The organism is Mesorhizobium sp. M0340 (assembly GCF_040321535.1).
Classification (GTDB): Bacteria; Pseudomonadota; Alphaproteobacteria; order Rhizobiales; family Rhizobiaceae; genus Mesorhizobium.
On record NZ_JAMYRR010000011.1, the window covers coordinates 85,926 to 107,902 of the forward strand.

Below are 21,977 nucleotides of genomic sequence, written 5' to 3' on the forward strand. Positions count from 1 at the left end.
ATTCGCGTTCCCTCACAAAACAGGCGTCGGCCCTGGACTTCGCCTTACGCGATCCGCAGCCGCTCCCGCAACTGGGCGACGAATTGCGTCGCTGCTACAGGATGGAACAACGAGGTCAGCCCGAAGAAGACCGCAGCGCCGGCGGTGCCGCCGGCGACAAGCGAGAAGATCGCCGGCACGTCGCCGGCCACCATGCTGGCAAGCTTGGCGGCCACCCCCGTGCTGAGCGAGATGATTACCGAAACACCGATGTCGCGCCACGGCACTGGCACCGGCGTGAGCCGCTCGCTGATGACAATGCAGGTTATGGAGCCCACTACCGAGCCGCCCGCAAGCGCCAAAGCCGCACCGATCTCGGCCATCGGGGGGATCAACAGCAGGGACAATGCGATTGTTGCCACCGAGCCGAAGAGGTTGGCGATGATCAGCAGCCACGGCCGCTTGTGCGCGTGCACCACCACGCCATAGACGAAGCTGGTGAGGTTGGCGCACAGCACGCTGAAGGCAATGATTGGAAACAGCAGGCCGAAGCGGCCGTGATATTGCGAGGGCAGCATGAGCTCGGTGATATCGCCGCTGAGCGCGACCAGCATCGCTGCAATAGGCAGGCAAAGCCGCATCATCAAGGCCATCAACTGCGACAGCAACCGACCCGATGCCGCGGGCCCGTCCTCGTCGAAGCGGCTGACCACCTCGGGAAAGGCGCCCATGTTGATGGCGTTGGCGACCATATCGATCGGTTGGCGGGCTAACGCATAGGCTGCGGCGAAGATCGCCACGGCGCTGGCATCGTAATAGAACTTGAGGAACAGACGCTCCGCGCTGTTGAGACCGAAGCCAACCAGCGCCATGATGATCAGCGGCACACCGAGCGCAAAGAAGTCTCTGTGGGTGAAACGCGGCGGACCGTTAACGACGCGTCGGGATGCCATGATCCCCGCCACGATGCCGGCAATCAAAGCGCCGAGGCTCGAACCGAGCGACACCGTCAGAAAGCTGTCCTGAAAGACAAGGATAGCGCCGATCGGTAACGCGAGTTGCAGCAGGGCACGCAGGGCTTCTAGCATCGAATAGACCGAATGGCGCTGCTGCATCTGCAGCACCGTCAAGGCGAAGCGGCTGATGGACCCGGCGACCAGATAGCCGCAGACCGCGATCGCGAAGTCGACCCAGCGTTCAGGCACGATCACCGCCGACGCGCCTACCGATATGACCAGCGCCAGGGCCGTGGTCGCAAGCAACACCTGCCCCGCCAGCATCAGGCTGCCGCGGCTGACCTCGCCCTTGCCGCCAAGCCTGAGCAAGGCGATGCGCAGCCAGTTGGTGACGGCAATGTCGGTCATTTCACCGACGGTCACCACCAGGGTGAGCAGGCCATACTCGGTCTGGTCGATCAAACGCGTCACGACGACCAGCAGGAGCAGCGCCGAAATTCGCGTCAGCAGGATCGCCGGAGCATAAATGAGCGTGGAACGGAGCAGCAAGGGCGTGTCCCTGGAAAACTCACCTTCGACTAGCCGCCGACGGGCGGAAAATCCAGCGCGATGACAGCGAAGGGTGAACAGATTCAGTTTGAACTAAAAGATTTGCCGTAAACCTTATCGGGAACGTTTGCTTTGCAGTTACCCGGTCTGTGTTATTTAGAGTACCATCATGTTGCAGCTCCTCATATCCGATCGAAAAATACATGTCCTGGTCGCGACGCCGTCGGGCGTTTCGGGGCAGGGCGGCATCGACCGCATCATGGGGGCGCTGAAGCAGGAGTTCGAACGGCAAGAAATCGCCGACATCGATGTGTGCTTCCTTGCCAGCCGTGGCCCGGGGCATGTCGGACTTTCGATCTTCTATATGCTCGGCTTTTGCTTACGGATGCTTAAAGCGCGTCTGGCTGGGCGTGCCGATGTCATTCACATCAACATCTCAGTTTCCGGCAGCACCTACCGCAAGATGGTGATCGCCGCCTGCGCACGGCTGCTGTCGATACCCTATGTCCTGCATTTGCACGGGGCGCAGTATCAGACATTCTGGAAAGCCGACCGCGGTTTCATAAGCCGCCGTATTAAAGCTCTGTTCGAGCACGCCGATCGGGTGATCGTTTTGGGCAGGCTTTGGCGCGATTTCGTCGCCAGCCGGGCGCCGGGCGCAGCCGGCAATATTGTGATCGTGCCCAATGCGACCGAAGTCCCGTCGCTGGCGCATGTCGGCGGCGGCGACCATGTGCATATCCTGTTCCTGGGCCGCATCGGCGACCGCAAGGGCGTACCGCAATTGCTGGAGGCACTGCACCGCATGAGCCCTGTCAAGAATTGGCGCGCCACGATTGCCGGAGATGGCGAAGTCGAGGCGGCACGGACAAAGTCAGCCGCGCTGGGGATTGCAGACCGGATCGCCTTTCCGGGTTGGGTGGGACCTGACGATGTCGCATCGCTGATCTCTTCGGCCGATATTCTGGTTCTTCCCTCCTTCGCCGAAAATCTGCCGATGTCGGTGATCGAAGGCATGGCAGCCGGTTTGGCGGTGGTCGCGACCCCGGTTGGCGCGGTCGAAGACATAATCACCGAGGGGCAATCCGGGCTGCTGGTGCCGCCAGGCGATGTTACAGCGTTGACCGACGCGTTGAGCCGCCTCGTGGAGAACCCGGCACTGAGGGCAAGGCTTGGTGCCGGTGCCATGGCCGTGCATCGGGAACGGCTTGAGCTCGCCCCGTTTGTCGGCGCAATCTGCGATGTCTGGCGGTCGGCCGCGTCAAGCCGTCAACCGGTCAAGCGCTGAGGCCGACGATCGCGGCGGCGCTTCGAGCCTGAATTCGCGGTGGAATATCTCCAAATTCAACAGCGCCCATATCAGTTTTTCGTGGTCAGCGGCACGCGTGGTGTGTTCGGAGACGATTTGATCAAGCTGTTTCGGACTCAGATAGCTGCGAATGACGGAGTGAGGCGAGCAAAGATGGTCATGCACGTAGTTCCTCATCGATCCGCGAAACCATTCGGCGACCGGTACCTTGAACCCGACCTTGCGGCGGCTGAGAATTTCCTCCGGAAGGATATTGGCCATGCTGTCGCGCAGGATCTGCTTGCTGTGCAACCAACCCAGCCTGTAGCGATCGGGCAATTTGCTGACGAACGAAACCAGGTCGCGATCGAGGAACGGCATTCTTCCTTCGATTGAACCCGCCATCATCATGTGGTCGCCTCGTTCCAGGAGATTGTCAGGCAGCCACGACGTCTGATCAAAAAACAGCACGCGGCGAAGATGGGAGGCCGCAGCGCTTGACGAGAACGGAAAGTCGTTGTGCTCATAACGGCGACTTGCGGACGCACCGATCAGGCAAGCGCGCTGCTGCGCGGAAACGGCTCCAAACCAGGAGACCATCCGGGCGGCAAAGTCCCTTTCGCCCGCGGTGCGGGCAAACGTATCGACCTTGGCCGACGCGCCCGGCATCGCGCGTACCACAGGGGAAAGGACGTTGTCGTGCAGCGAGGCTGGGACAAGCGACCGGTAGATCCCGGCCAGTGATTCCGCGCGATGCTTGGGATAGCCGCCGAGAATCTCGTCGGCTCCTTCGCCGGTGAGCACCATCTTGACGTCTTGCGAGGCGCGCTCCGACATCAGGTAAATTGGAATATCGCTGCTTTGCGAAACAGGTGCCCCGCGTTGGCGAACCATCGTCGGCAGATGATCCATCAGATCGGCCGGCTGGATTACAAGCTCGCAATGATCGGTCTTGAAATGATCGGCAACGCGTCGGGCGAATGCAAATTCGCTATAGGCTGCGTCGTCGAACCCGACAGAAAACGTGCGAATGGGCGTGGCGCTGTGCCTGGCCATCAGCGCGACGATAGCCGAGGAGTCGAGCCCTCCGGAGAGAAAGGCCCCAAAAGGTGCATCGCTGCGCATCCTGATCTCGACGGAATGGTCGAGCAGTTCCAGAAATCGCCGCTTTGCGGTTTTTCCGTCGATCCGCTCGGTCAGGGCAGCCTGGTCCGGAGGCGTATAGTAGCGCGTTTCCTTGACTACCCCTTGCGACCAGACAGCATAGCTTCCGGGATTGAGCTTGCGGATCTGTTTGAAAAGCGTGCGCGGTCCCGGCACATAACGCCAGTTCAGATACTCGTGCACGGCATCCAGATCGAGTTCCTGAGCATCTTGCTGCGATGACAGCAATGCGTTGATCTCCGAGGCAAACAGCAGCAATTTTTCGCTTTGCATGAGGTAAAGCGGCTTTTCCCCGAAGGGATCCCGGGCGAGAATCAATTCCTGCCTCTGAGCATCCCAGAGTGCAAAGGCGAACATGCCGCTCAGCCGGTCGAACATGGACAAGCGCCATTGATCGTAGGCTCGGAGCAGCACCTCGGTATCGGAGCGCGTTCGAAATTGATGGCCAAGGCCGATCAGTTCCTGGCGCAACTCGATGTAGTTATATATCTCTCCGTTGAAAATTATTTTGAGACGGCCGTCCTCAATCTGCATCGGCTGATTTGACTCAGGCGCCAAGTCAATGATCGCCAGGCGGCGATGGACCAATGCCAATTGTTGCTCGCCGGTATTCAGGTCCAATATCTCGGAGCCTTCGGCATCGGGACCGCGATGCCGCAATGCGTTTGACATTCTGGCGGCCCGCTCTTGTGGATTTTTAGCCCTTCGACCGATCCATCCGGCAATTCCACACATTGTTCCCCCTAGGCGCGCGCATTCCTCACTTCAGTACAACAAATGTGTTAAACACTTCGTGCCGACACAACCCGACCGGGAGAAAGCTGCCACGGGCCATCCTCGATGGAGCCTGGCGGTCAGGGGTTGCCACCGGTTGTTCGCTGGTGAGGGCGAGTGACGGCACCTATGGCAGGCCCAATGCCTGCAGCATCTCCGGGTCGGGTACCGGGGGGCCATCGGGCAGGATGAGGCTCATCCCATAGGGATTGGAGAACTCCCAGACAGACCATGGGATCGCAAAGCGTTCGGCCTCTCCGCGCACTGCCTTGAGATAGCGCGAACGGTCGGCCTCAAAGGCGCCCATGCGGCCGTCCGCGGACATGAGGATAGCGCCGAATTCGCCCATGAAGAGCCGCCGACTGGGGATGCCATGGCCTTCAGCCCAGTCGACAGCCTGGCGAAAGCTCGCGTCCAGTTGGCTCTGGCCCCAGTTCTGCTCGAAATACCTCGCGATTGCTTGGCACGCGGTGGCCATGTTCATGACCTGCTCGACCCTGCTCAAGCCGGCAGCCTCCATCCGCGCTCTAAGGGTTTCGGTCACCACTTCGGGTGTACTGCTGTCGGCCGGCCAGGGAAGTCCCGAAGCAAAGCTGATCGTGTCATCGGGCCGCTGGTGGGTGAAGCTGTGCGGCTCATACATATGGAAGCTGTAATAGAGGTTTGGGTCATCAAAGCCGGGGCTGAGGTTGACCAATCCGGCAATGCTGCCGCCGCAGGCGCCGGTTGCAACGATGGTAAGTTCACTGCTGACCGATCGAATGTCGTGGACGGTCCCTGCCATGATCCGCTGCCAGTCATCGCTGCCGCTCGCATCGCAAGGGTAGTATGCGGGCTCGTTGTAAGGTTCGAGGGCGACTTTGTCGGTGCCTATCTTGACCAGCATGGCGGCGACCGCCACAACCATTTGACGATAGCGGGCAACGCCCTCGCTGTCGGCGCCGCCATAGATCATCTCCATGCTGTAGTCGGGAACCTGAGTGACGCCATGCAGGTCGAAAACCACCTTGAGGCCGGTCGACGTGATCCGCTCGACGGCGGCGGCAAGTATGTCCAGCGCCTGTTGCCGCTTGACGCCCTCGCTGGCAAGCAGCGGGCCGGGATCGACGCTCAGCCGGACGAAGTCGAAGCCCATCGATCGGATGTGGGCAAACACCTCCCCGGACGGCCAGTCGGCGAGCGGCCTGCTTTCCGCAAGCCACTCCTTTTCGCTGCGATAGGGCGGCCAAACGTAGGTTCCATCTTTTTCCACCGGCGACCAGTTGAGCCACTGATGCACGCCAATGCCGCGTTTGAGAGGGATGGGCGCTGCGTCGGCCGCCACAAGCAAGGCGAGCACCCAGGCAACAACACACGCCGCTTTTCGCATCGCTCTCTCCGTATGGTCGCCGGAGATATTAACCGCAACGAACGGGAAAGAAGATTGCCGGCCCGCAGCTTTTCGACGGCATGGTATACAAGGACCGAAACGTTGACGGGGCGTGCATGAGAATCGGCTGGTACATCAACCGATTGCGCAGCATGGGACCGGCCGAGGTGCTGCACCGGCTGGTGGAGCAACGTCGAAGAATCGCGTCGCGCCGCCGCGATGATGGGTGGGGGCGCTATCCATCGCCGCGGTTGCACCCAGTGCTGCCCGGATTTCGCCATGCTGTGCTGGCAGCGACCGACGCCCAACGGCAAGCCATAGCGGCGGCCGCGCAAGAGATGCTTCAGGGCCGGTTTTCTGCACTCGGGCGGACATGGCCAAAGCGTGAGCCCGAACTGTTGTTTCCTGCCGAGCTTTGGCGTCTTGATCCGGTGACCGGCAGGCTTTGGCCTGGCCCCGAGGCTCATACTTTCGACATCGATTTTCGCCATGGCGGCGACCTTGGCGATATAAAATATGTCTGGGAGATCAACCGGCTGCAGCAATTGCCGCCACTGGCTGCACACCTGCTCCTCTGCGAGGACGATCGATCCCGGAGTGCCATCGAGGCGGCAATCGGTAGTTGGCATTCCGCCAATCCACCGTTCCGAGGCATCGGCTGGGCGTCCGGTATCGAAGTAGCGCTGCGGGCCATCAGCCTGATCATCACCCTGGACCTCGTCGGCGACCAGCTTGACCCAGTGACGCTGCGGAAAGCTGGTGAGATACTCGCGGCAAGCGCCTATTGGCTGCCGCGGTTTCCGTCGCGATATTCCTCCGCCAACAACCATCTCGTCGCAGAGTTGGCCGGCGAATATCTGGCCGGCCTGGCGCTCGGGGCCGGATCCGAAATCGCCCGCGGCGCCCTCCTAAATGAGACGCACAAGCAGATACTTGCCGATGGCGCAGGTGCCGAGCAAACACCGACCTATGCAGCCTTCAGCGCCGAACTCATCTTGCTGTGCGCCGCCGCGGCACGCCAGGCGGGAACGCCGTTTCCCTCGGCTGTCGAAGCGCGTCTGGGCGCCTTCGCCAATTTCGTCGGCTGGCTGCCACAGAAAGCCGCCCGCTTCGGCGACGACGATGAGGGCCACGTGCTGAAGCTGGGGGACGAGCCGAACTATATCCGATCCGTCGCGTCCGCCATCCAAGGCTTACTGGGGACGCCGGGCAACGCGCCGGAGCCCGACGACTTTCGTTCGCTTTTCTTTGGTGCGCCGTCGGGTCCGGCGCCCGTGGTGCACGGCTTGCAGACATTCGCGCAAGGCGGGCTCTCAGTCTGGCGCGGAGCAATGAATGGCCGCAATGTCGAACTGACGTTCGACCACGGACCGCTCGGATATCTCTCGATAGCGGCGCACGGCCATGCCGACGCGCTGTCGCTCACCCTGTGCATCGACGGTGAGCCGGTGCTGGTCGATCCAGGCACCTGGCTCTACGGCTCGGGAGGCGCCTGGCGCGACTGGTTCCGCTCCACACCGGCGCACAACACGCTGAACATCGAGGGCAAGAGCCAAAGTACCATCGCTGGAAATTTCAACTGGTCGCACAAGGCAGTCGCAGCGCTGGTGGAGAGCGAGCCGGGACCGCACTGGAGGCTGAGCGCCCGGCATGATGGCTATAGAAGCCGCTTCGGCGTCGTGCATCAGCGCACTTTGGCGCGCCAGGCCGATGGCATCCTCATCACCGACCAACTGCTCGGCGGCGGGCGTCAGTCCGAGATCGTCTTCCAACTGGCCGCCGGCCTCCATGCCGACCGGCACGAAGATACGGTCACGGTATTACGCGGCGACGAGGCGCTGTTGGCCATCCGCTTTCCTGACGCTGCGCTCGACGTCGGCGCCGGCGGTGACATGCCGGGGCAGGGCGGTTGGGTTTCACTGCGCTTTGGCACCAGGCAGCAGGCCGAACGCCTCGCCTGGCACGGTGAAGTGGGCGAAGCCGGAATCCATATCCATCTTGCCCCAATTCACCCGCCACAACGGCAAAAACCGGCGCCAACGTAGAGTTGCCGGGCGAGTTCCAGCCGTATTCGACATTAATTACGTTTGGACATTTAGCGGTTTCGTTACCGTTGATCTGCTAGTCTCGCACCATCCAGCCTGCTTTGCCCGCTGCGTCCGCAACAGCCACTGGTTGCAGGCGGCGTAGCGGGTTTGGCGGGAATTTTGTGCTTTGCTATTCGCCAGATCGCCTTCGTACGACCCCAGACTGCCTTCTTACGACCAGGAGCCGCTGCAACGATGTTTTCCGAATTTGCCAGAGCGATTGTGGAAAAGCTTTCGAACGTCAATCTGACCACGCTCGGCCTGCTTCTCCTCACCGCACTGGGCAGCGCGGTGGTCGCCTACTGGCGAACTGCCGAACATAAGTCTCTCAGGGATTTTTTCGACTTCGCCTTCCCCCAGGAAGTCATCCTGCACCCGTCGGCGCGAGCCGACGCCCTGTTCTGGATCACGAAACGGGCGATGATGCCTTTCCTGCTTATTCCTGCCGGCGTCACCTTCGTCGTCGCGGTGGGCTATGGCACACGCGAGGCAATCGGCTGGCTCCTTAACATTCACGCGCCGCTTCTCGGCGGCCCGGCGGGACCGGTGACGATCGTCATCTTCACCGCAACCATGCTGGTCGCCTATGATATTTCATACTACCTCTACCACGTCGCCCAGCACCGCTTCCCGTTCCTGTGGGAATTGCACAAGGTGCATCATTCGGCCGAGGTGATGGTGGGGATCACCAAGGACCGGGTTCATCCGCTGGACGATCTGATGAACCGTATGTGGGATGGCGTCATCCCGGGCATCTGCTTCGGTATCTGGAGCCTGATCGCACTCGATCCGGTAGAGGTCGCTATCTTCGGCATCAACGTCTACGTCATCCGTAACATCCTGATGATGGACTTTGTTCGTCATACGCATCTCAAGATCTCGTTCGGCCCGTTGAACAACATCATCCTGTGTCCGCACTGGCACCAGGTGCATCACAGCATCGACCCTCGTCATTATGACAAGAATTTCGGCCTGCTTTTTTCGTTCTGGGATCGTCTGTTCGGAACGCAATTTGTCCCGGAACCGGATGAAGACCTGAAATTTGGCCTGATCGATCGCGATGTGCGCGATTATCAGTCGCTCTTTGGGCTTTACATCCTGCCGCTCAAGAAGATGGCAAGGCATGTCATGCGACTGTTTCACAGGCGGCCCAATGTAGTCGCGCAGCCACAGGACAGTTCTCCTTCATGAACACTGTTGTTTCCATCGACGTCCTAGGCGCGGAGCGCCTGGAAATCGTCCGTTCGGCGGATCGTCTGGCTGCGGTCGAAGCCGCTTGGATGGACCTTTGGCATCGTACCGACGGGCTGATCTTTCAAAGCCATGCCTGGATTTCGGCATGGTGGAGTACCGTACAACACCGTGACCAGCGCGCGTTGCGGATCGGCCTGGTCTGGAAGGGCGAGAAACTCGTTGCTGTCGTTCCGCTGGCGATCGGCAGGCGCAGGGGGCTGCGGTTTCTCGAATGGGCGGCCGGCAGCTATACCGACTATGGAGATATTCTCGTTGCCCCGGAATGCTCGTTATCGGCGCTGCAGGAACTATGGACCCAACTCTGCGATGCAGGTGGCTTCGATCTTGCCTTGATCAGTCGTCTCTCGCCGGATGCGGCGGCCCGCAAAATTTTCACGCCGGGAGCTTTCGGCGGCATCAGGCTTCGTCACTTTCACCGAACGGAAGTCAGCTATCGCGTTGCCGGAAAATGGGAAAGCGGAGCGGCATGGTTCGCGGACCAGTCGAAAAAGACGCGCCAGAACTATCGGCGCGGCATCAAAGCGCTGGAAGAAACCGGAGAGGTGAGATTTCGCCTGCTTGCCCCCGACGAGCCGCTGCAACCGGTACTGGAGCGCCTCGCGGCCTTGAAGCGGAAATGGCTGACCGAGCGCATGCGTGAGTCAGACCTGTTCGAAGAGGGCGTGCCGGTACTCGCCGCGCTCGTCGATGCGTTGGCGCGCGCCGGCGTGCTGCATATCTTCGTCCTCGAATGCAATGGCGTGATGGTCGCGGTGTCGATCAACTTCGTCCAGCACGACGTGATGATGGCCTTCGTGACGACATTCGATCCGGATTTCGGCCGGGCGTCGCCGGGTGTGATCCTGTTGATGGATTACGTGCAGTGGTCGATCGATCACGGCTTGAGCATGGTCGATTTCCTCTGTGGAGCAGAGTCGTTCAAACACAAATTCTCAACGCAGGCGGTTACGTTGGAATCCGTCATCGGGACGCGCACGGCACAGGGTGCGCTTGCATCTCTTGCCGATCGTGTCCTCCAGACCGTCAGGCAAATGCGCGAGCGTTCATCGGCACCACCAGAGGGACGTGATACGCCCCCTCCAGCCGAAGCAGCCCTGGACTAGAACGGTTCTTCACGGAAACGCCGAACAGCTGCATCCTTTTTGACGCAATTGCGGACGAAAACCGTTCACACTTTTTCTCGAATTGCTCTAGCGGCCCGCTGGCAAAAAAAGCTCAAATGAAGCGCGGTATCGGTCCGTTTTGCGGCGTGGTGCGGTCGCCGAGGTCGAGGAAGATTTCGTCGATGTAGCACCATCCCCAGCCTTCCGGCGGATCGTAGCCTTCGATGACAGGATGGCCGGTTGCCCGAAAATGCTTGGTGGCATGACGGTTGGGCGAGTCGTCGCAGCAGCCAACGTGACCGCATGTGCGGCAGAGCCGCAGATGCACCCACTGCGAACCGCTCTTCAGGCATTCCTCGCAGCCGAGCGCGCTCGGCGTCACGTCGCGAATGTCCCCGGCGTGCCTGCATTCGTCTGCCATCATACGCTCCTGACCAATTGTGGCGCCACGGCTAGGCTGCCGTTTCGCGCGAGATATGCATGCAGCGCCGCAACCACCTGGGCGCCTTCGCCGACGGCATCGGCGACGCGCTTGATCGAGCCGGAGCGCACGTCGCCGATGGCGAACACGCCGCCGCGGTTCGTCTCCAGTGCACCACGTTTCTGGCCAATGTCAGGCCCGGTGCGAACGAAACCCTTCGTGTCCAACGCCACGCCGCATTGCGCCAGCCAGTCGGTGTTCGGATCGGCGCCGATGAACAGGAAGAGGTGGCGGATCGGACGTGTTGTCTCGGTGTCGCGGTTGCGCCAGCGCACTTTGCCAAGATTGCCGTCGGCGCCTTCCAGCGCCGTGATCTGCGTCTCAGCCAGCACTTCGATGTTCTGCTGTGCGCTGACGCGCTCCACCAGATAGCGCGACATGCTCGCATCCAGGCTGCTGCCGCGCGCCAGCAGCCATACCTTCTTCACATGCGCCGCCAAATAGACAGCAGCCTGTCCAGCCGAATTGCCGGCGCCGACCAGGGCTACCTCTTGCCCGGCGCAAAGCCGCGCTTCGATCGGCGAAGCCCAGTAATGCACGGAGGTTCCCTCGAATTGCGCCAGGTTTGCCATGTCGAGGCGGCGATAGCGCGCTCCGCTGGCGATCACCACCGACCGTGCCCGCACGGTCTCCCCGCCGCCGACGGCGAGCGTGTAGTGGGCACCGGACCTGTCGCTTGCGCTGCCCAGCAGCTTCGCCTCGTCCGGTATCACCATCTCGACGCCGAATTTCTGCGCCTGGTTGTAAGCGCGCGCCATCAGCGCCATTCCCGAAATGCCGGTCGGAAAACCGAGGTAGTTCTCGATGCGCGAGGAGGCACCCGCCTGTCCGCCGAAGGCACGGCAATCGAGCACGATCGTCGACAACCCTTCGGAAGCCGCGTAGACGGCCGCAGCGAGGCCGGCCGGTCCGGCGCCGACAATGGCCACGTCGTACAGCTTGCCGGCGTCGATCGGCCTCACCAGGCCGATGCAGCGGGCAAGCTCGTTCTCTCCGGGGTTGAGCAGCAGCTTGCCGTTTGGACAAAGCACGATCGGCAAATGGTGGATATCGACATGGAAGCGTTCGATCAGGGTCCTGGCGCAGGGATCGGCAGCCGAATCGAGAACGCGATGCGGCTGACCGCTGCGAGCCAGAAAACCTTGCAGCTGCAATACGTCGCCGCTGTCGACCGGTCCGACAATGATCGGGCCGGCTGTGCCGCTCTCGAGCAGGCCGACACGGCGCAGGATCAGCGCCCGCATGATGCGCTCGCCGAGGTTTGCTTCCTGCACCATCAGGTCCCTCAGCCTTTGCGAGGGGATGACGAGCGCCTCGACCGGCTCGATCGCCTCCACATCCACCAGTGAGGGCCGGGCTGAAAGCTGCGCCAACTCGCCGACGAAATTGCCTGCACCGTGCGTGACGATTGTTTCGCGCCGGCCGAAGCTGCCCCCCTGGATGATATCCACCTTGCCGGACAGGACCACGATCAGACCGGGCGCCAGCTCGCCGGCTTTAACGATCTGTTCGCCTGCGGCATAGGACACGGCTTCGCCGAAACGGCCGATGCGGTCCAGGTCCGCCTCAGCCAGCGCTGGAAACATCTGATCGCGACGGGCAATGGAGATCGGATTGGCGGGTTGAGACATGGTTCGAACCTATCGCCGGTTTCCGACAGTTTGAAGCGGTTTTTTGCGGCTTGCGGCCGGTAGGAACCTAGCCCGCCTGTCGGTAAACGCTGTGCCCTTCGCTTCGCAGTTAACTGACGGCGGCCGTGCGACGGTGTCGTCGTGACGTGCCTCACAATCCGTTGCATCTCCTTGATTTGTTTGATTTGCGCATCCCGGCAAACCCGGCGCATGCTGCTTCAACCGGCATCTGCCTAAGCCGGCCAGGCCCGGCGGGCCGTCCTGTGTCAAACTCTCGGCCGCCGGGCTTCTGGACGGCAGAAAACGGCCTGTGTCCGAGCGCTCCGCAAACTCGCCTGCGGCCTGTTGTTCGGCGAGTGCTCAGGCAGCTACCTGAAGCACAATCTTGCCGCGCGTGTGCTGCTTCTCGAGCTGTTCCTCGGCCCTGGCGACTTCCTCAAGAGGATAGATTGCCTGCACGAATGGCCTGACCTTCCCGGCGTCGATGAGGCGGCTGATCTCGGCAAGCTGCGCCGCGTTAGGCTTGGTCAAATAGGAAACGCCGCGAGCCCGATGCAGGCGGGCCTTCTCCGCCGACGGTTCGGAAAGCGTTGAGACGAGCGTCCCGCCGGGTTTGAGCACGTCCCACGAGCGGTCCTGTGTTTCACCCGCTACCAGGTCGAAGACGAGGTCAACGTCCTCGACAACCTCCTCGAAGCGCTGGTTCTTGTAGTCGACCGCCTGGTCGGCGCCAAGCGCGCGGATGAAATCGAAATCCTGCGCGGACACGGTCGTCGCGACAAACGCGCCCGCGGCCTTTGCGAACTGCACCGCCAGATGACCGACGCCGCCGGCGCCGCCATGGATAAGGACCCGCTGCCCGGATTTGAGGCCGCCGTGATCGAAAAGGCCTTGCCACGCGGTAAGGCCCGCAAGTGGCACCGCGGCGGCTTCGGCGTGGCTTAAGCGTTGCGGCTTCGCCGCCGCCTCCGTTGCCTTGACGACGACATATTCGGCGTTGCCGCCGCGGTCGTTGCCGAGCATGGCATATAGCGGATCGCCCTTCTTCAGCGTATGGGCTCGCGTGCCGCACAGTTCCACCACGCCGGACACGTCGCGGCCGAGCGTGACGGGCAGATCCGCGCCCGAAGAGCCCTCGCGAACCTTGTAGTCGACGGGATTGACGCTTGCCGCGTAGACCTTGAGCGTGACCTCGTCGTCATGGGGCTGAGGCAACGGAACCGCGTCCAGCGAAAGAACCTCCGGTCCACCAAAATCGTGGATACGGACGGCCTTCATAGTAATCATGGCTTGCTCCTCGTCGGGTTGAGTCCAATTCGCCTCTGAACTGTTTCGCCGGCAGACCGGCGTCTATCAAGCCGGCGGTTCGGTCGTGGCAAAGGCCGGCCGGTGGCGCGCCGTCAGTGTATCGTTTGCGAATGCTCGCCGCCGGGTTGCGAGATGCCGCTCAGCGCTTCACCTGCTGTCGTGGTCTCGCTGTTGGTGGCGAGGTCACCCAGCGAAACGATGCCGACCAGGCGCTTGTCACGGTTTAGCACTGGCAAGCGGCGCACTTTCAGGTCAGCCATGTTGCGCAGAACATCCTCCGCGTCTTCGTCTTCGAAGCAATACCTGACCTCGGTGCTCATCACTTCCCGTACCTTGGCGTCAGGTGTCTTGCCTTGGGCGACGCCGCGGATTGCGATGTCGCGATCGGTTACCATGCCGACAAGCCGATCGTTCTCGCCCACCGGCATCGCGCCGGCGTCGAGGCGACCCATCATTTCTGCCGCATCGCGCAGGGTTTGCTGCGGACTGGCGATCTCGACGTCCTTTGTCATGCAGTTGCCAACTTTCATTTTAACCTCCGTTGGTTGCAGGGCCCGCCGCCGAATTTCGTGATGGAAGGGTGAATGAGCGCCAGCGCAAAACGTTCCATGGCAAGACCCGTTTCGAGCGCTCCGCCAAATCACCCTTGCCATCCTCCACTCCGACCGCCTTCAGGCGGTCGGCCCGGGAAAGGTCGGCTCCGAAGGAATTTCGGAAGGCGTGCCAGGAGGAACTCCAAGTGGCTCCTGGTCCGGCGTCGGAATTGGATCCGGCGAGGGCGGGGGTACGCCTGGAGGTTCTCCCGGCGGAGTCTCCGGCGGGGCAGGCGGCCGGGCCGGCTCCGGATTGGGATTGTCCGGCAGTGGATTCGGGTTGTTCGGATCGGGGTTGTTCATCGATCACTCCCCTGACATCTGTGGCCTGATCTCCGCCAGAGCGGAGTGCGGCAGCGGCGAGCGGGCTCTCTTGTCCTAAACCGAGGGGAAGCAAAAGCGTTCCCTCACCTGATGCCAAGCGGGGCCAATCTATCGGGCGGTTCCCAGGCTGGCATACATTCCGTTGGTGCGGAACTGAGTCGGGTTGATGCCGTAGAGGCGGCGGAAGACCTTGGAAAAATAATTGGCATCCTCGAAGCCGCACATGATGGCGACCTCCTTGACCGGCAGGAAATCGGCCTTCGTCAGCAACTTCGCCGCGCGCTGCAGTCGCTGCTGCAGCACGAATTCGGCGGGCGGAAGCCCCTCGCTCTCGGCGAAGCAGCGCGAGAAATGCGCGCGGCTCAGGCCGCTGATCTCGGCGAGATCGGCAACGCGGAGCGGCCTGTCGAGATTGGCCCTGATGTGGTCGATGACCGGCTGCATGGCGCTCTTGTCGTCGGTGACGGCATGCGAGCCGAAGACATCGTCGTAGAGCGCCATGGCGGCTTCATAGGCGACGGCCGAGGCGGCTCCCGGCGAGACCGCGCCCGTGATCAGGCGTACGCTGCAATCCGCGAGATGATCGATCGTCGAGGGCTGCAGCCGCAGCACCGGACCGACGGCGGCAAGGATCGACTTGTGGATGCGCAGTGCCTCCTCGCCGTTCATCGATATCCAGAAGAACTCCCAGCGTTCGCCCTTAGCCAGCCAGTAACGGTGGTTGTGCGGCACGAGAACCAGCAAAGTGTCGCCCTTTTGCAGGCGGTAGTTCCGGTTCTCGTAGCGCAATCGGCCGGTGCCGCTGATCGTATGCTGGAGCACGGTAAACGGCGTCTGGCCGCGCTTGCGCCCATCCCAGTCGTAGACCTCGTTCTCGCGCACTTCATAGCCGGTGCTTGTCGGCATTGTGTGTAGACGCTGGCGCCCGCGCGGCAGCGATACCGTCCTGCCCGCCGGCCCGATGTCGATCAAGTTCCGCAGCACAAAATTACCCCTAAAAGCATAATCCTTCTCTGGTCGCGTGCCGAATAAGGCGCATAATCCCTCGAGAAAAGCAAAAGAAACTGCGGTCAACGAGCGGATAGGAGGAAGTGCCGGATTCCAGCCTGCATAATGTGGCAGGCGGGCCAGGCCTCTTTTCGCCGCCTTTGCCCTAGCGTTCGATCAGGTCGAGGTGAGGCTGATGAGTTTCAAGATCGCTATCATCGGTGCGGGAAGCGTCGGGTTCACCAAGAAGCTCTTCACCGACATTTTGTGCGTTCCTGAATTCAGGGATGTCGAATTCGCATTGACCGATCTCAGCGAACGCAACCTCCAGATGATCAAGTCGATCCTCGACAGGGTCGTCGAATTCAACAAGCTGCCGACCAAGGTTACGGCAACGACCGACCGCCGTGCCGCCCTCGAGGGTGCCCGCTACATTATCAGCTGCGTTCGCGTCGGCGGTCTCGAAGCCTATGCGGACGACATCCGCATTCCCTTGAAGTATGGCATCGACCAGTGCGTCGGCGACACGATCTGCGCCGGCGGCATCCTCTATGGCCAGCGCAACATTCCGGTAATCCTCGATTTCTGCAAGGATATCCTCGAAGTCGCCGAGCCTGGGGCGAAATTCCTGAACTACGCCAATCCGATGGCCATGAACACCTGGGCGGCGATCGAATATGGCAAGGTCGATACCGTCGGCCTTTGCCATGGCGTCCAGCATGGCGCCGACCAGATCGCCGAAGTGCTCGGCGCCAAGTCGCGCACCGAGCTCGATTACATCTGCTCCGGCATCAACCATCAGACCTGGTTCATCGACCTGCGTCTCAACGGCCGCAAGATCGGTAAAGACGAGCTGGTTGCCGCCTTCGAGGCGCATCCGGTCTATTCGCAGCAGGAAAAGCTGCGCATCGATGTCCTGAAGCGCTTCGGCGTCTATTCGACCGAAAGCAACGGCCATCTTTCCGAATACCTGCCCTGGTATCGTAAGCGGCCGGACGAAATCACCCGCTGGATCGACATGTCCGACTGGATCCACGGCGAGACCGGCGGCTACCTTCGTTATTCGACCGAAACACGCAACTGGTTCGAAACGGAGTTCCCGCAATTTCTGGAATCCGCCGCCAGGCCGATAGACCCCGCCAAGCGCTCCAACGAGCATGCCAGCCACATTCTCGAAGCGCTGGAGACGAACCGCGTTTATCGCGGCCACTTCAACGTCAAGAACAACGGCGTCGTCACCAACCTGCCGCAAGACGCCATCATCGAGTCGCCCGGCTTCGTCGATCGCTTCGGCATCAACATGGCTGCAGGCATCACGCTGCCGGAGGCCTGCGCCGCCACTTGCACTTCCTCGATCAACGTCCAGCGCATGTCGGTTCATGCGGCGATCTCCGGCGATATCGACCTACTGAAGCTCGCCGTCCTGCACGATCCGCTGGTCGGCGCGGTTTCGACGCCGGAAGAGGTTTGGCAAATGGTGGACGAAATGGTCGTCGCCCAGGCCCGCTGGCTGCCTCAATATGCCGATGCGGTGCCGGCCGCGAAGGAGCGGCTTTCGAAATCCAGGATCAAGACCCGTGAATGGGCCGGAGCGGCACGGCGCGACGTCCGTTCGATCGAGGAACTACGTGCGGAAAAAACGGCTCTCAAGCAGGCCGTCTGAATTTCGCCAGGACGGATCGCGGCAAGCTTTCGGGAGGAATTTTCGGCACCGCACCCGGAAGTACATTCGTTCGAGGAGAAATGGAGCGGCGTCAACGCGCTCCTGAACAACAGGGAGGAGAGACGATGAGGAATTTCCGAAACATTGGCATTCTCGCCGGGCTGGCGCTTAGCGTCTCGGCCTCGGCCCTGAACGCGTATGCATCCGAGCCGACTGTGCCGCCGGTGCCCGCGCAATTTCCGGCCGAGGGAAAGATCAAGTACGTCGCGCGCGACTCCATCCTGGAGTTCAAGGCACTTCCGGAATACCACGAACCCGATTGGGTCACCGACAAATACGTCAAGGCAGGCAAGCTGCCGCCGGTCAAGGACCGGTTACCGAAGGAGCCGCTGGTCTTCAAGACCGGCAATATGCCGGACGGCGTCGGTGTCTACGGTGATACGATGCGTCATGTCATCGGCGGCCGGCCGGAGGGCTGGAACTATGGCGCCGGCCAGACGCAGGGCTGGGGCGGCATCGACATCGGCCTTTCCGAATGCCTGACGCGCACCGCGCCGCTGTTCCAGGTCGAGGCCAAGGACACGGAGCCGCTGCCGAACCTCGCCAGGAACTGGGACTGGTCCAAGGACGGCCACACGCTGACGATGCATCTGGTCGAGGGCGCGAAATGGTCGGACGGCGTTCCGTTCAACGCCGACGATGTGATGTTCTACTGGGACGACGAGGTGATCGATCCTAATGTGTCGCCGCTGAACGGTGCCACGCAGGAGACCTTCGGCGTCGGCACGACGTTGAAGAAAATCGACGACTACACCGTCGAGTGGACGTTCAAGGACGCCTTTCCGAAACAATACCTTTACGCCATGGCTTACGGCACCTTCTGTCCGGGCCCGTCGCATATCCTCAAGCCCCAGCATCCGAAATATTCGAAGAACACCTACGAGCAGTTCAAGAACGCCTTCCCGCCGGAATATATGAACATGCCGGTGATGGGTGCCTGGGTGCCGGTGGCATACCGCCCCGACGACATCATCGTCATGCGTCGCAATCCGTACTATTGGAAGGTCGACGAGAAGGGCAACCAGCTGCCGTATCTCAACGAGTTGCACTACAAATTGTCGACCTGGGCCGACCGCGACGTTCAGGCGGTCTCCGGGGCGGGCGACTTCTCCAATCTGGAGCAGCCGGAGAACTTCGTCGCCTCGCTGAAGCGCGCGGCACAAAAGGACGCGCCGGCACGGCTTGCCTTCGGTCCGCGGCTGATCGGCTATAATCTGCGCATGAATTTCTCAGCCAATGGCTGGGGTAACCCCGACGAGCGCGGGCAGGCGATACGCGAGCTGAACCGCAACGAGGATTTCCGCAAGGGCGTCACCATGGCGCTCGACCGCAAGGCGCTCGGCGACTCGCTGGTCAAGGGTCCGTTCACTGCCATCTATCCCGGCGGCTTCTCCTCGGGCACGAGCTTCTACGACCGGAAGTCGACGGTCTACTACCCCTTCGATCTCGAAGGCGCCAAGGCGGAACTCGCCAAGGCAGGCCTAAAGGACACGGACGGCGACGGCTTCGTCAATTTTCCTGCCGGCACCGCCGGCGGCAAGAATGTCGAGATCGTGATGCTCGTCAACAACGATTACACCACCGACAAGAGCCTCGCGGAGGGCGTCGTCGGTCAGATGGAGAAGTTAGGTATTCGCGTTGTCCTGAACGGGTTGAACGGTACCCAGCGCGATCAGGCCAATTACTCCGGTCGCTTCGACTGGCTGATAAGGCGCAACGAAACGGAACTCACCTCGGTCGTGCAGAACACCGAGCAACTGGCGCCGGTCGGCCCGCGCACCAGCTGGAACCACCGCGCTCCGGAAAACGGCCAGGTAGATCTGATGCCCTTCGAGAAGGACCTTGTCGATATCGTCAACAAGTTCGTCTCGGCGCAGGACAATGACCAGCGCGCCAGCCTGATGAAGCAGTTCCAGAAGATCTCGACGGAACACGTCTATACCGTCGGGCTCACCGAATATCCCGGCGCGCTGATCATCAACAAACGTTTCTCCAATATCCCGCAGGGAACGCCAATCTTCATGTTCAACTGGGCCGAGGACTCGATCGTCCGCGAGCGGGTCTGGGTGGCCGCCGACAAGCAGCAGAAATATGAGCTGTTTCCCGAACAGCTTCCCGGAAAGCCCGGGGACAAGGGTCCGACGAACTGAGTTTCCTCCCCTGACTTGAAAATTCCCGGCCGCGCTGCTGGCGCGGCCGGGACAAAGCCAGCGGTGAGGGATAACTGAGAATCTGAGCGAGGAGCAAACGGTCGATGCTGCGATTTCTGCTTATGCGCATAGCATCCGCAATACCGGTTCTCGCCATTTTGAGCGTGGTTACCTTCGCGATCATCCAGGCACCGCCGGGTAACTATGCCGACTATATCCGCTTGCAGCTCATCAACCAGGGTGGAGCCTCCTTTGCCGAGGCGGATGCTCAGGCGAAGGCTTACAGCGTGGAGCACGGCCTCGATAAGCCGGTTCCGCTCCAATACCTGAACTGGATCGGCGGCATCATCACCCGCGGTGATTTCGGCCACAGCCTGTATTACAACAAGCCCGTCGCCGACGTGGTAGGCGAGCGGCTGCCGCGCACGCTGCTGCTTGCGCTTGTCTGCCACCTGTTGGCATCGGTGCTGGGCATCGGCTTTGGTATCTGGGCGGCGACCAGGCAGTACAGCTGGATCGACAGTACGCTGTCAGCGATTTCCTTCCTCGGAATGACGGTACCGCGCTTCCTGATGGCGCTGATCATCGTCTATCTGCTGGTCTTCCAGTTTAACGTCTCCGAGATCGGCAGCTTCTTTTCGCCGCAATTTGGCGGGGCGCCGTGGTCCTGGGCGAAGTTCGTCGATCTCGTCCGGCATGTCTGGCCGGTTGTCGCCATCGCGACCTTCGGCGGGCTCGCCTACAACATGCGGGTGATGCGCAGCAATCTGCTCGACACGCTGAACGCGCAATATGTCGAGACCGCTCGCGCCAAGGGCCTCAGCGGCGGTGCGGTCGTCATGCGCCATGCGGTGCCCAATGCGCTGCATCCGCTGGTTATGTATCAGGGCGTGGTGCTGCCCTATATGCTGACCGGCGAGATCGAGACTGCGATCATCTTTGCCCTGCCGACCGTTGGCCCGGCGATCGTCGGCTCGATGGCGGTTGGCGACGTCTATGTCACGGCGACCTTCATGATGGTGCTGTCGGCGACGCTGATCGTTGGCAACATCATCGCCGACATGCTGCTCGTTATGCTCGACCCGCGTGTGCGCCAATATGCAGGGTCCTGAGATGCTTGCCTTCGAGCCCTCGCTGCCGCCGCTTGCCGAGGAATCGGCCAAGATCAAGCCGCGCGGCAATGAGAGCTACATCGCGCTCGTCTGGCGCCGCCTGAAACGGTCCTGGACCGGCATGGCCGGGCTCATCCTGGTCGCGTTTCTGGTGCTGCTGGCGGTGTTCGCCGACTTCTTCGCACCGATGGATCCCAAGGTGACCGATGTCGGCTTTGCCCCGCCGCAGATGATGAGCTTCCATGACAAGGATGGCAACTTCGTCTTCCAGCCACGCGTCTATGCCCTGGCGGATTCGGAAGACCTCGACCCGGTTACCTTCCAACCCGTCGTCGGGCCGGACTACGACCATCCGCGGCTGCTCGGCTTCTTCGTCAAGGGCGCGGAGTACAAACTGCTCGGCCTGCTTCCCGCGAACCGGCACTTCTTCGGCTCGACCGACGGCCAGCCGGTGCATTTCCTTGGCACCGACAAATTCGGCCGCGATGTGCTGGCTCGTGCGATCTATGGTTCGCGCATCTCGTTGATGATCGCATTGACCGTGGTCTTCATCGTCACCGTGATCGGCACGACGGTCGGCATGGTGTCGGGCTATTTCGGCGGCACATTCGATGTCTGGGTCCAGCGCTTCGTCGAACTGGTGCTCGCATTTCCGCAATTGCCGCTTTATCTGGCGCTGACGTCGCTTGTTCCGGTGACGGCGCCGACGAATGTCTTCCTGGCCTTCGTGATCGTCGTCATGTCGGCGCTCGGCTGGGCGCAGATGTCGCGCGAGGTGCGCGGCAAGACCCTGGCACTGGCGCGGATCGACTACGTCCGTGCGGCGATGGCGGTCGGGGCCACCGACGGCCGCATCATCATGCAGCACATTTTTCCAAACGTGATGAGCCACGTCATCGTTGCGGTCACGTTGGCAATCCCCAGCGTCGTCCTGCTCGAATCCTTCCTCGGTTTTCTCGGCTTCGCGGTGAAGCCGCCGCTGATCTCCTGGGGCCTGATGCTGCAGGACACCGCGACCTATTCGGTCATCGGCACCTATCCCTGGATCCTCTCGCCGGTCGGCTTCGTGCTTATCACCGTCTTCGCGTTCAACGCGCTTGGCGATGGATTGCGCGATGCGGTCGATCCGTATTGAGCGTGACATG

16 protein-coding genes are annotated in these 21,977 nt (G+C 61.5%); 8 read left to right on the forward strand and 8 right to left on the reverse strand.

Annotated features, from left to right (window positions below):
• Positions 1–44: 44 nt before the first annotated feature.
• Entirely contained in the window at positions 45–1,484 is a 1,440-nt protein-coding gene (locus NKI79_RS17525; RefSeq protein ID WP_352803053.1) for a lipopolysaccharide biosynthesis protein, read from the reverse strand.
• A 169-nt stretch (positions 1,485–1,653) separates the two neighbouring features.
• Here NKI79_RS17525 and NKI79_RS17530 point away from each other — a divergent pair, with 169 nt between their 5' ends.
• Complete coding sequence (locus NKI79_RS17530) at positions 1,654–2,772, forward strand: glycosyltransferase family 4 protein (protein ID WP_352803056.1); 1,119 nt, start codon at positions 1,654–1,656, stop codon at positions 2,770–2,772.
• On the opposite strand, the gene asnB is transcribed toward NKI79_RS17530, so the two are convergent.
• Both asnB and NKI79_RS17540 read right to left on the reverse strand, forming a co-directional pair.
• Entirely contained in the window at positions 2,746–4,671 is a 1,926-nt protein-coding gene (gene asnB / locus NKI79_RS17535) for an asparagine synthase (glutamine-hydrolyzing) (protein ID WP_352803059.1), read from the reverse strand. The genes NKI79_RS17530 and asnB overlap by 27 nt on opposite strands.
• Positions 4,672–4,837: 166 nt before the next feature.
• On the reverse strand, positions 4,838–6,079 hold the full coding sequence (locus tag NKI79_RS17540; protein WP_352803062.1) for a glycoside hydrolase family 5 protein: 1,242 nt from the start codon (positions 6,077–6,079) through the stop codon (positions 4,838–4,840).
• Positions 6,080–6,195: 116 nt separating this feature from the next.
• Here NKI79_RS17540 and NKI79_RS17545 point away from each other — a divergent pair, with 116 nt between their 5' ends.
• The 3 genes from NKI79_RS17545 (at position 6,196) to NKI79_RS17555 (ending at position 10,523) form a co-directional block, all read left to right on the forward strand.
• The gene (locus NKI79_RS17545; protein ID WP_352803065.1) at positions 6,196–8,124 is read left to right on the forward strand and encodes a heparinase II/III family protein; all 1,929 of its coding nucleotides are present in this window, start codon (positions 6,196–6,198) and stop codon (positions 8,122–8,124) included.
• 237 nt (positions 8,125–8,361) lie between these two features.
• Entirely contained in the window at positions 8,362–9,357 is a 996-nt protein-coding gene (locus tag NKI79_RS17550) for a sterol desaturase family protein (RefSeq protein ID WP_352803068.1), read from the forward strand.
• The gene (locus tag NKI79_RS17555) at positions 9,354–10,523 is read left to right on the forward strand and encodes a GNAT family N-acetyltransferase (protein ID WP_352803070.1); all 1,170 of its coding nucleotides are present in this window, start codon (positions 9,354–9,356) and stop codon (positions 10,521–10,523) included. The genes NKI79_RS17550 and NKI79_RS17555 overlap by 4 nt, the downstream gene beginning before the upstream one ends.
• A 112-nt stretch (positions 10,524–10,635) precedes the next feature.
• Here the strand turns inward: NKI79_RS17555 and NKI79_RS17560 are convergent, their stop codons facing one another.
• The 5 genes from NKI79_RS17560 to NKI79_RS17580 all read right to left on the reverse strand — a co-directional run bounded on the left by NKI79_RS17560 (position 10,636) and on the right by NKI79_RS17580 (position 15,766).
• Positions 10,636–10,947, reverse strand: a complete 312-nt coding sequence (locus NKI79_RS17560) for a UBP-type zinc finger domain-containing protein (protein WP_036238601.1) — start codon at positions 10,945–10,947, stop codon at positions 10,636–10,638.
• A complete protein-coding gene (locus tag NKI79_RS17565; RefSeq protein WP_352803073.1) occupies positions 10,944–12,635 on the reverse strand; it encodes an FAD-dependent oxidoreductase in 1,692 nt (563 codons plus the stop codon). Before NKI79_RS17565 ends, NKI79_RS17560 begins: the two co-directional genes overlap by 4 nt.
• Before the next feature lie 360 nt (positions 12,636–12,995).
• A complete protein-coding gene (locus tag NKI79_RS17570; protein ID WP_352803075.1) occupies positions 12,996–13,922 on the reverse strand; it encodes an NADP-dependent oxidoreductase in 927 nt (308 codons plus the stop codon).
• 113 nt (positions 13,923–14,035) lie between these two features.
• A complete protein-coding gene (locus tag NKI79_RS17575) occupies positions 14,036–14,473 on the reverse strand; it encodes a CBS domain-containing protein (RefSeq protein WP_352803078.1) in 438 nt (145 codons plus the stop codon).
• A 495-nt stretch (positions 14,474–14,968) separates the two neighbouring features.
• Positions 14,969–15,766 (reverse strand): AraC family transcriptional regulator, encoded by a 798-nt coding sequence (locus NKI79_RS17580; RefSeq protein ID WP_352475745.1) that lies wholly within the window; start codon positions 15,764–15,766, stop codon positions 14,969–14,971.
• Between the two features lie 277 nt (positions 15,767–16,043).
• Between NKI79_RS17580 and NKI79_RS17585 the strand changes: the two genes are divergently transcribed.
• The 4 genes from NKI79_RS17585 (at position 16,044) to NKI79_RS17600 (ending at position 21,967) form a co-directional block, all read left to right on the forward strand.
• Positions 16,044–17,510 (forward strand): alpha-glucosidase/alpha-galactosidase, encoded by a 1,467-nt coding sequence (locus tag NKI79_RS17585; protein WP_352803079.1) that lies wholly within the window; start codon positions 16,044–16,046, stop codon positions 17,508–17,510.
• 125 nt (positions 17,511–17,635) lie between these two features.
• Positions 17,636–19,720: an ABC transporter substrate-binding protein gene (locus NKI79_RS17590; protein WP_352803082.1), complete on the forward strand. Its 2,085-nt coding sequence runs from the start codon at positions 17,636–17,638 to the stop codon at positions 19,718–19,720.
• 104 nt (positions 19,721–19,824) lie between these two features.
• Positions 19,825–20,832 carry an ABC transporter permease gene (locus NKI79_RS17595; RefSeq protein WP_352803084.1) on the forward strand — a complete coding sequence of 336 codons (1,008 nt, stop codon included), beginning with the start codon at positions 19,825–19,827 and terminating at the stop codon, positions 20,830–20,832.
• Between the two features lies 1 nt (position 20,833).
• Positions 20,834–21,967: an ABC transporter permease gene (locus NKI79_RS17600; protein ID WP_254819490.1), complete on the forward strand. Its 1,134-nt coding sequence runs from the start codon at positions 20,834–20,836 to the stop codon at positions 21,965–21,967.
• The last annotated feature ends 10 nt before the right edge of the window (positions 21,968–21,977 follow it).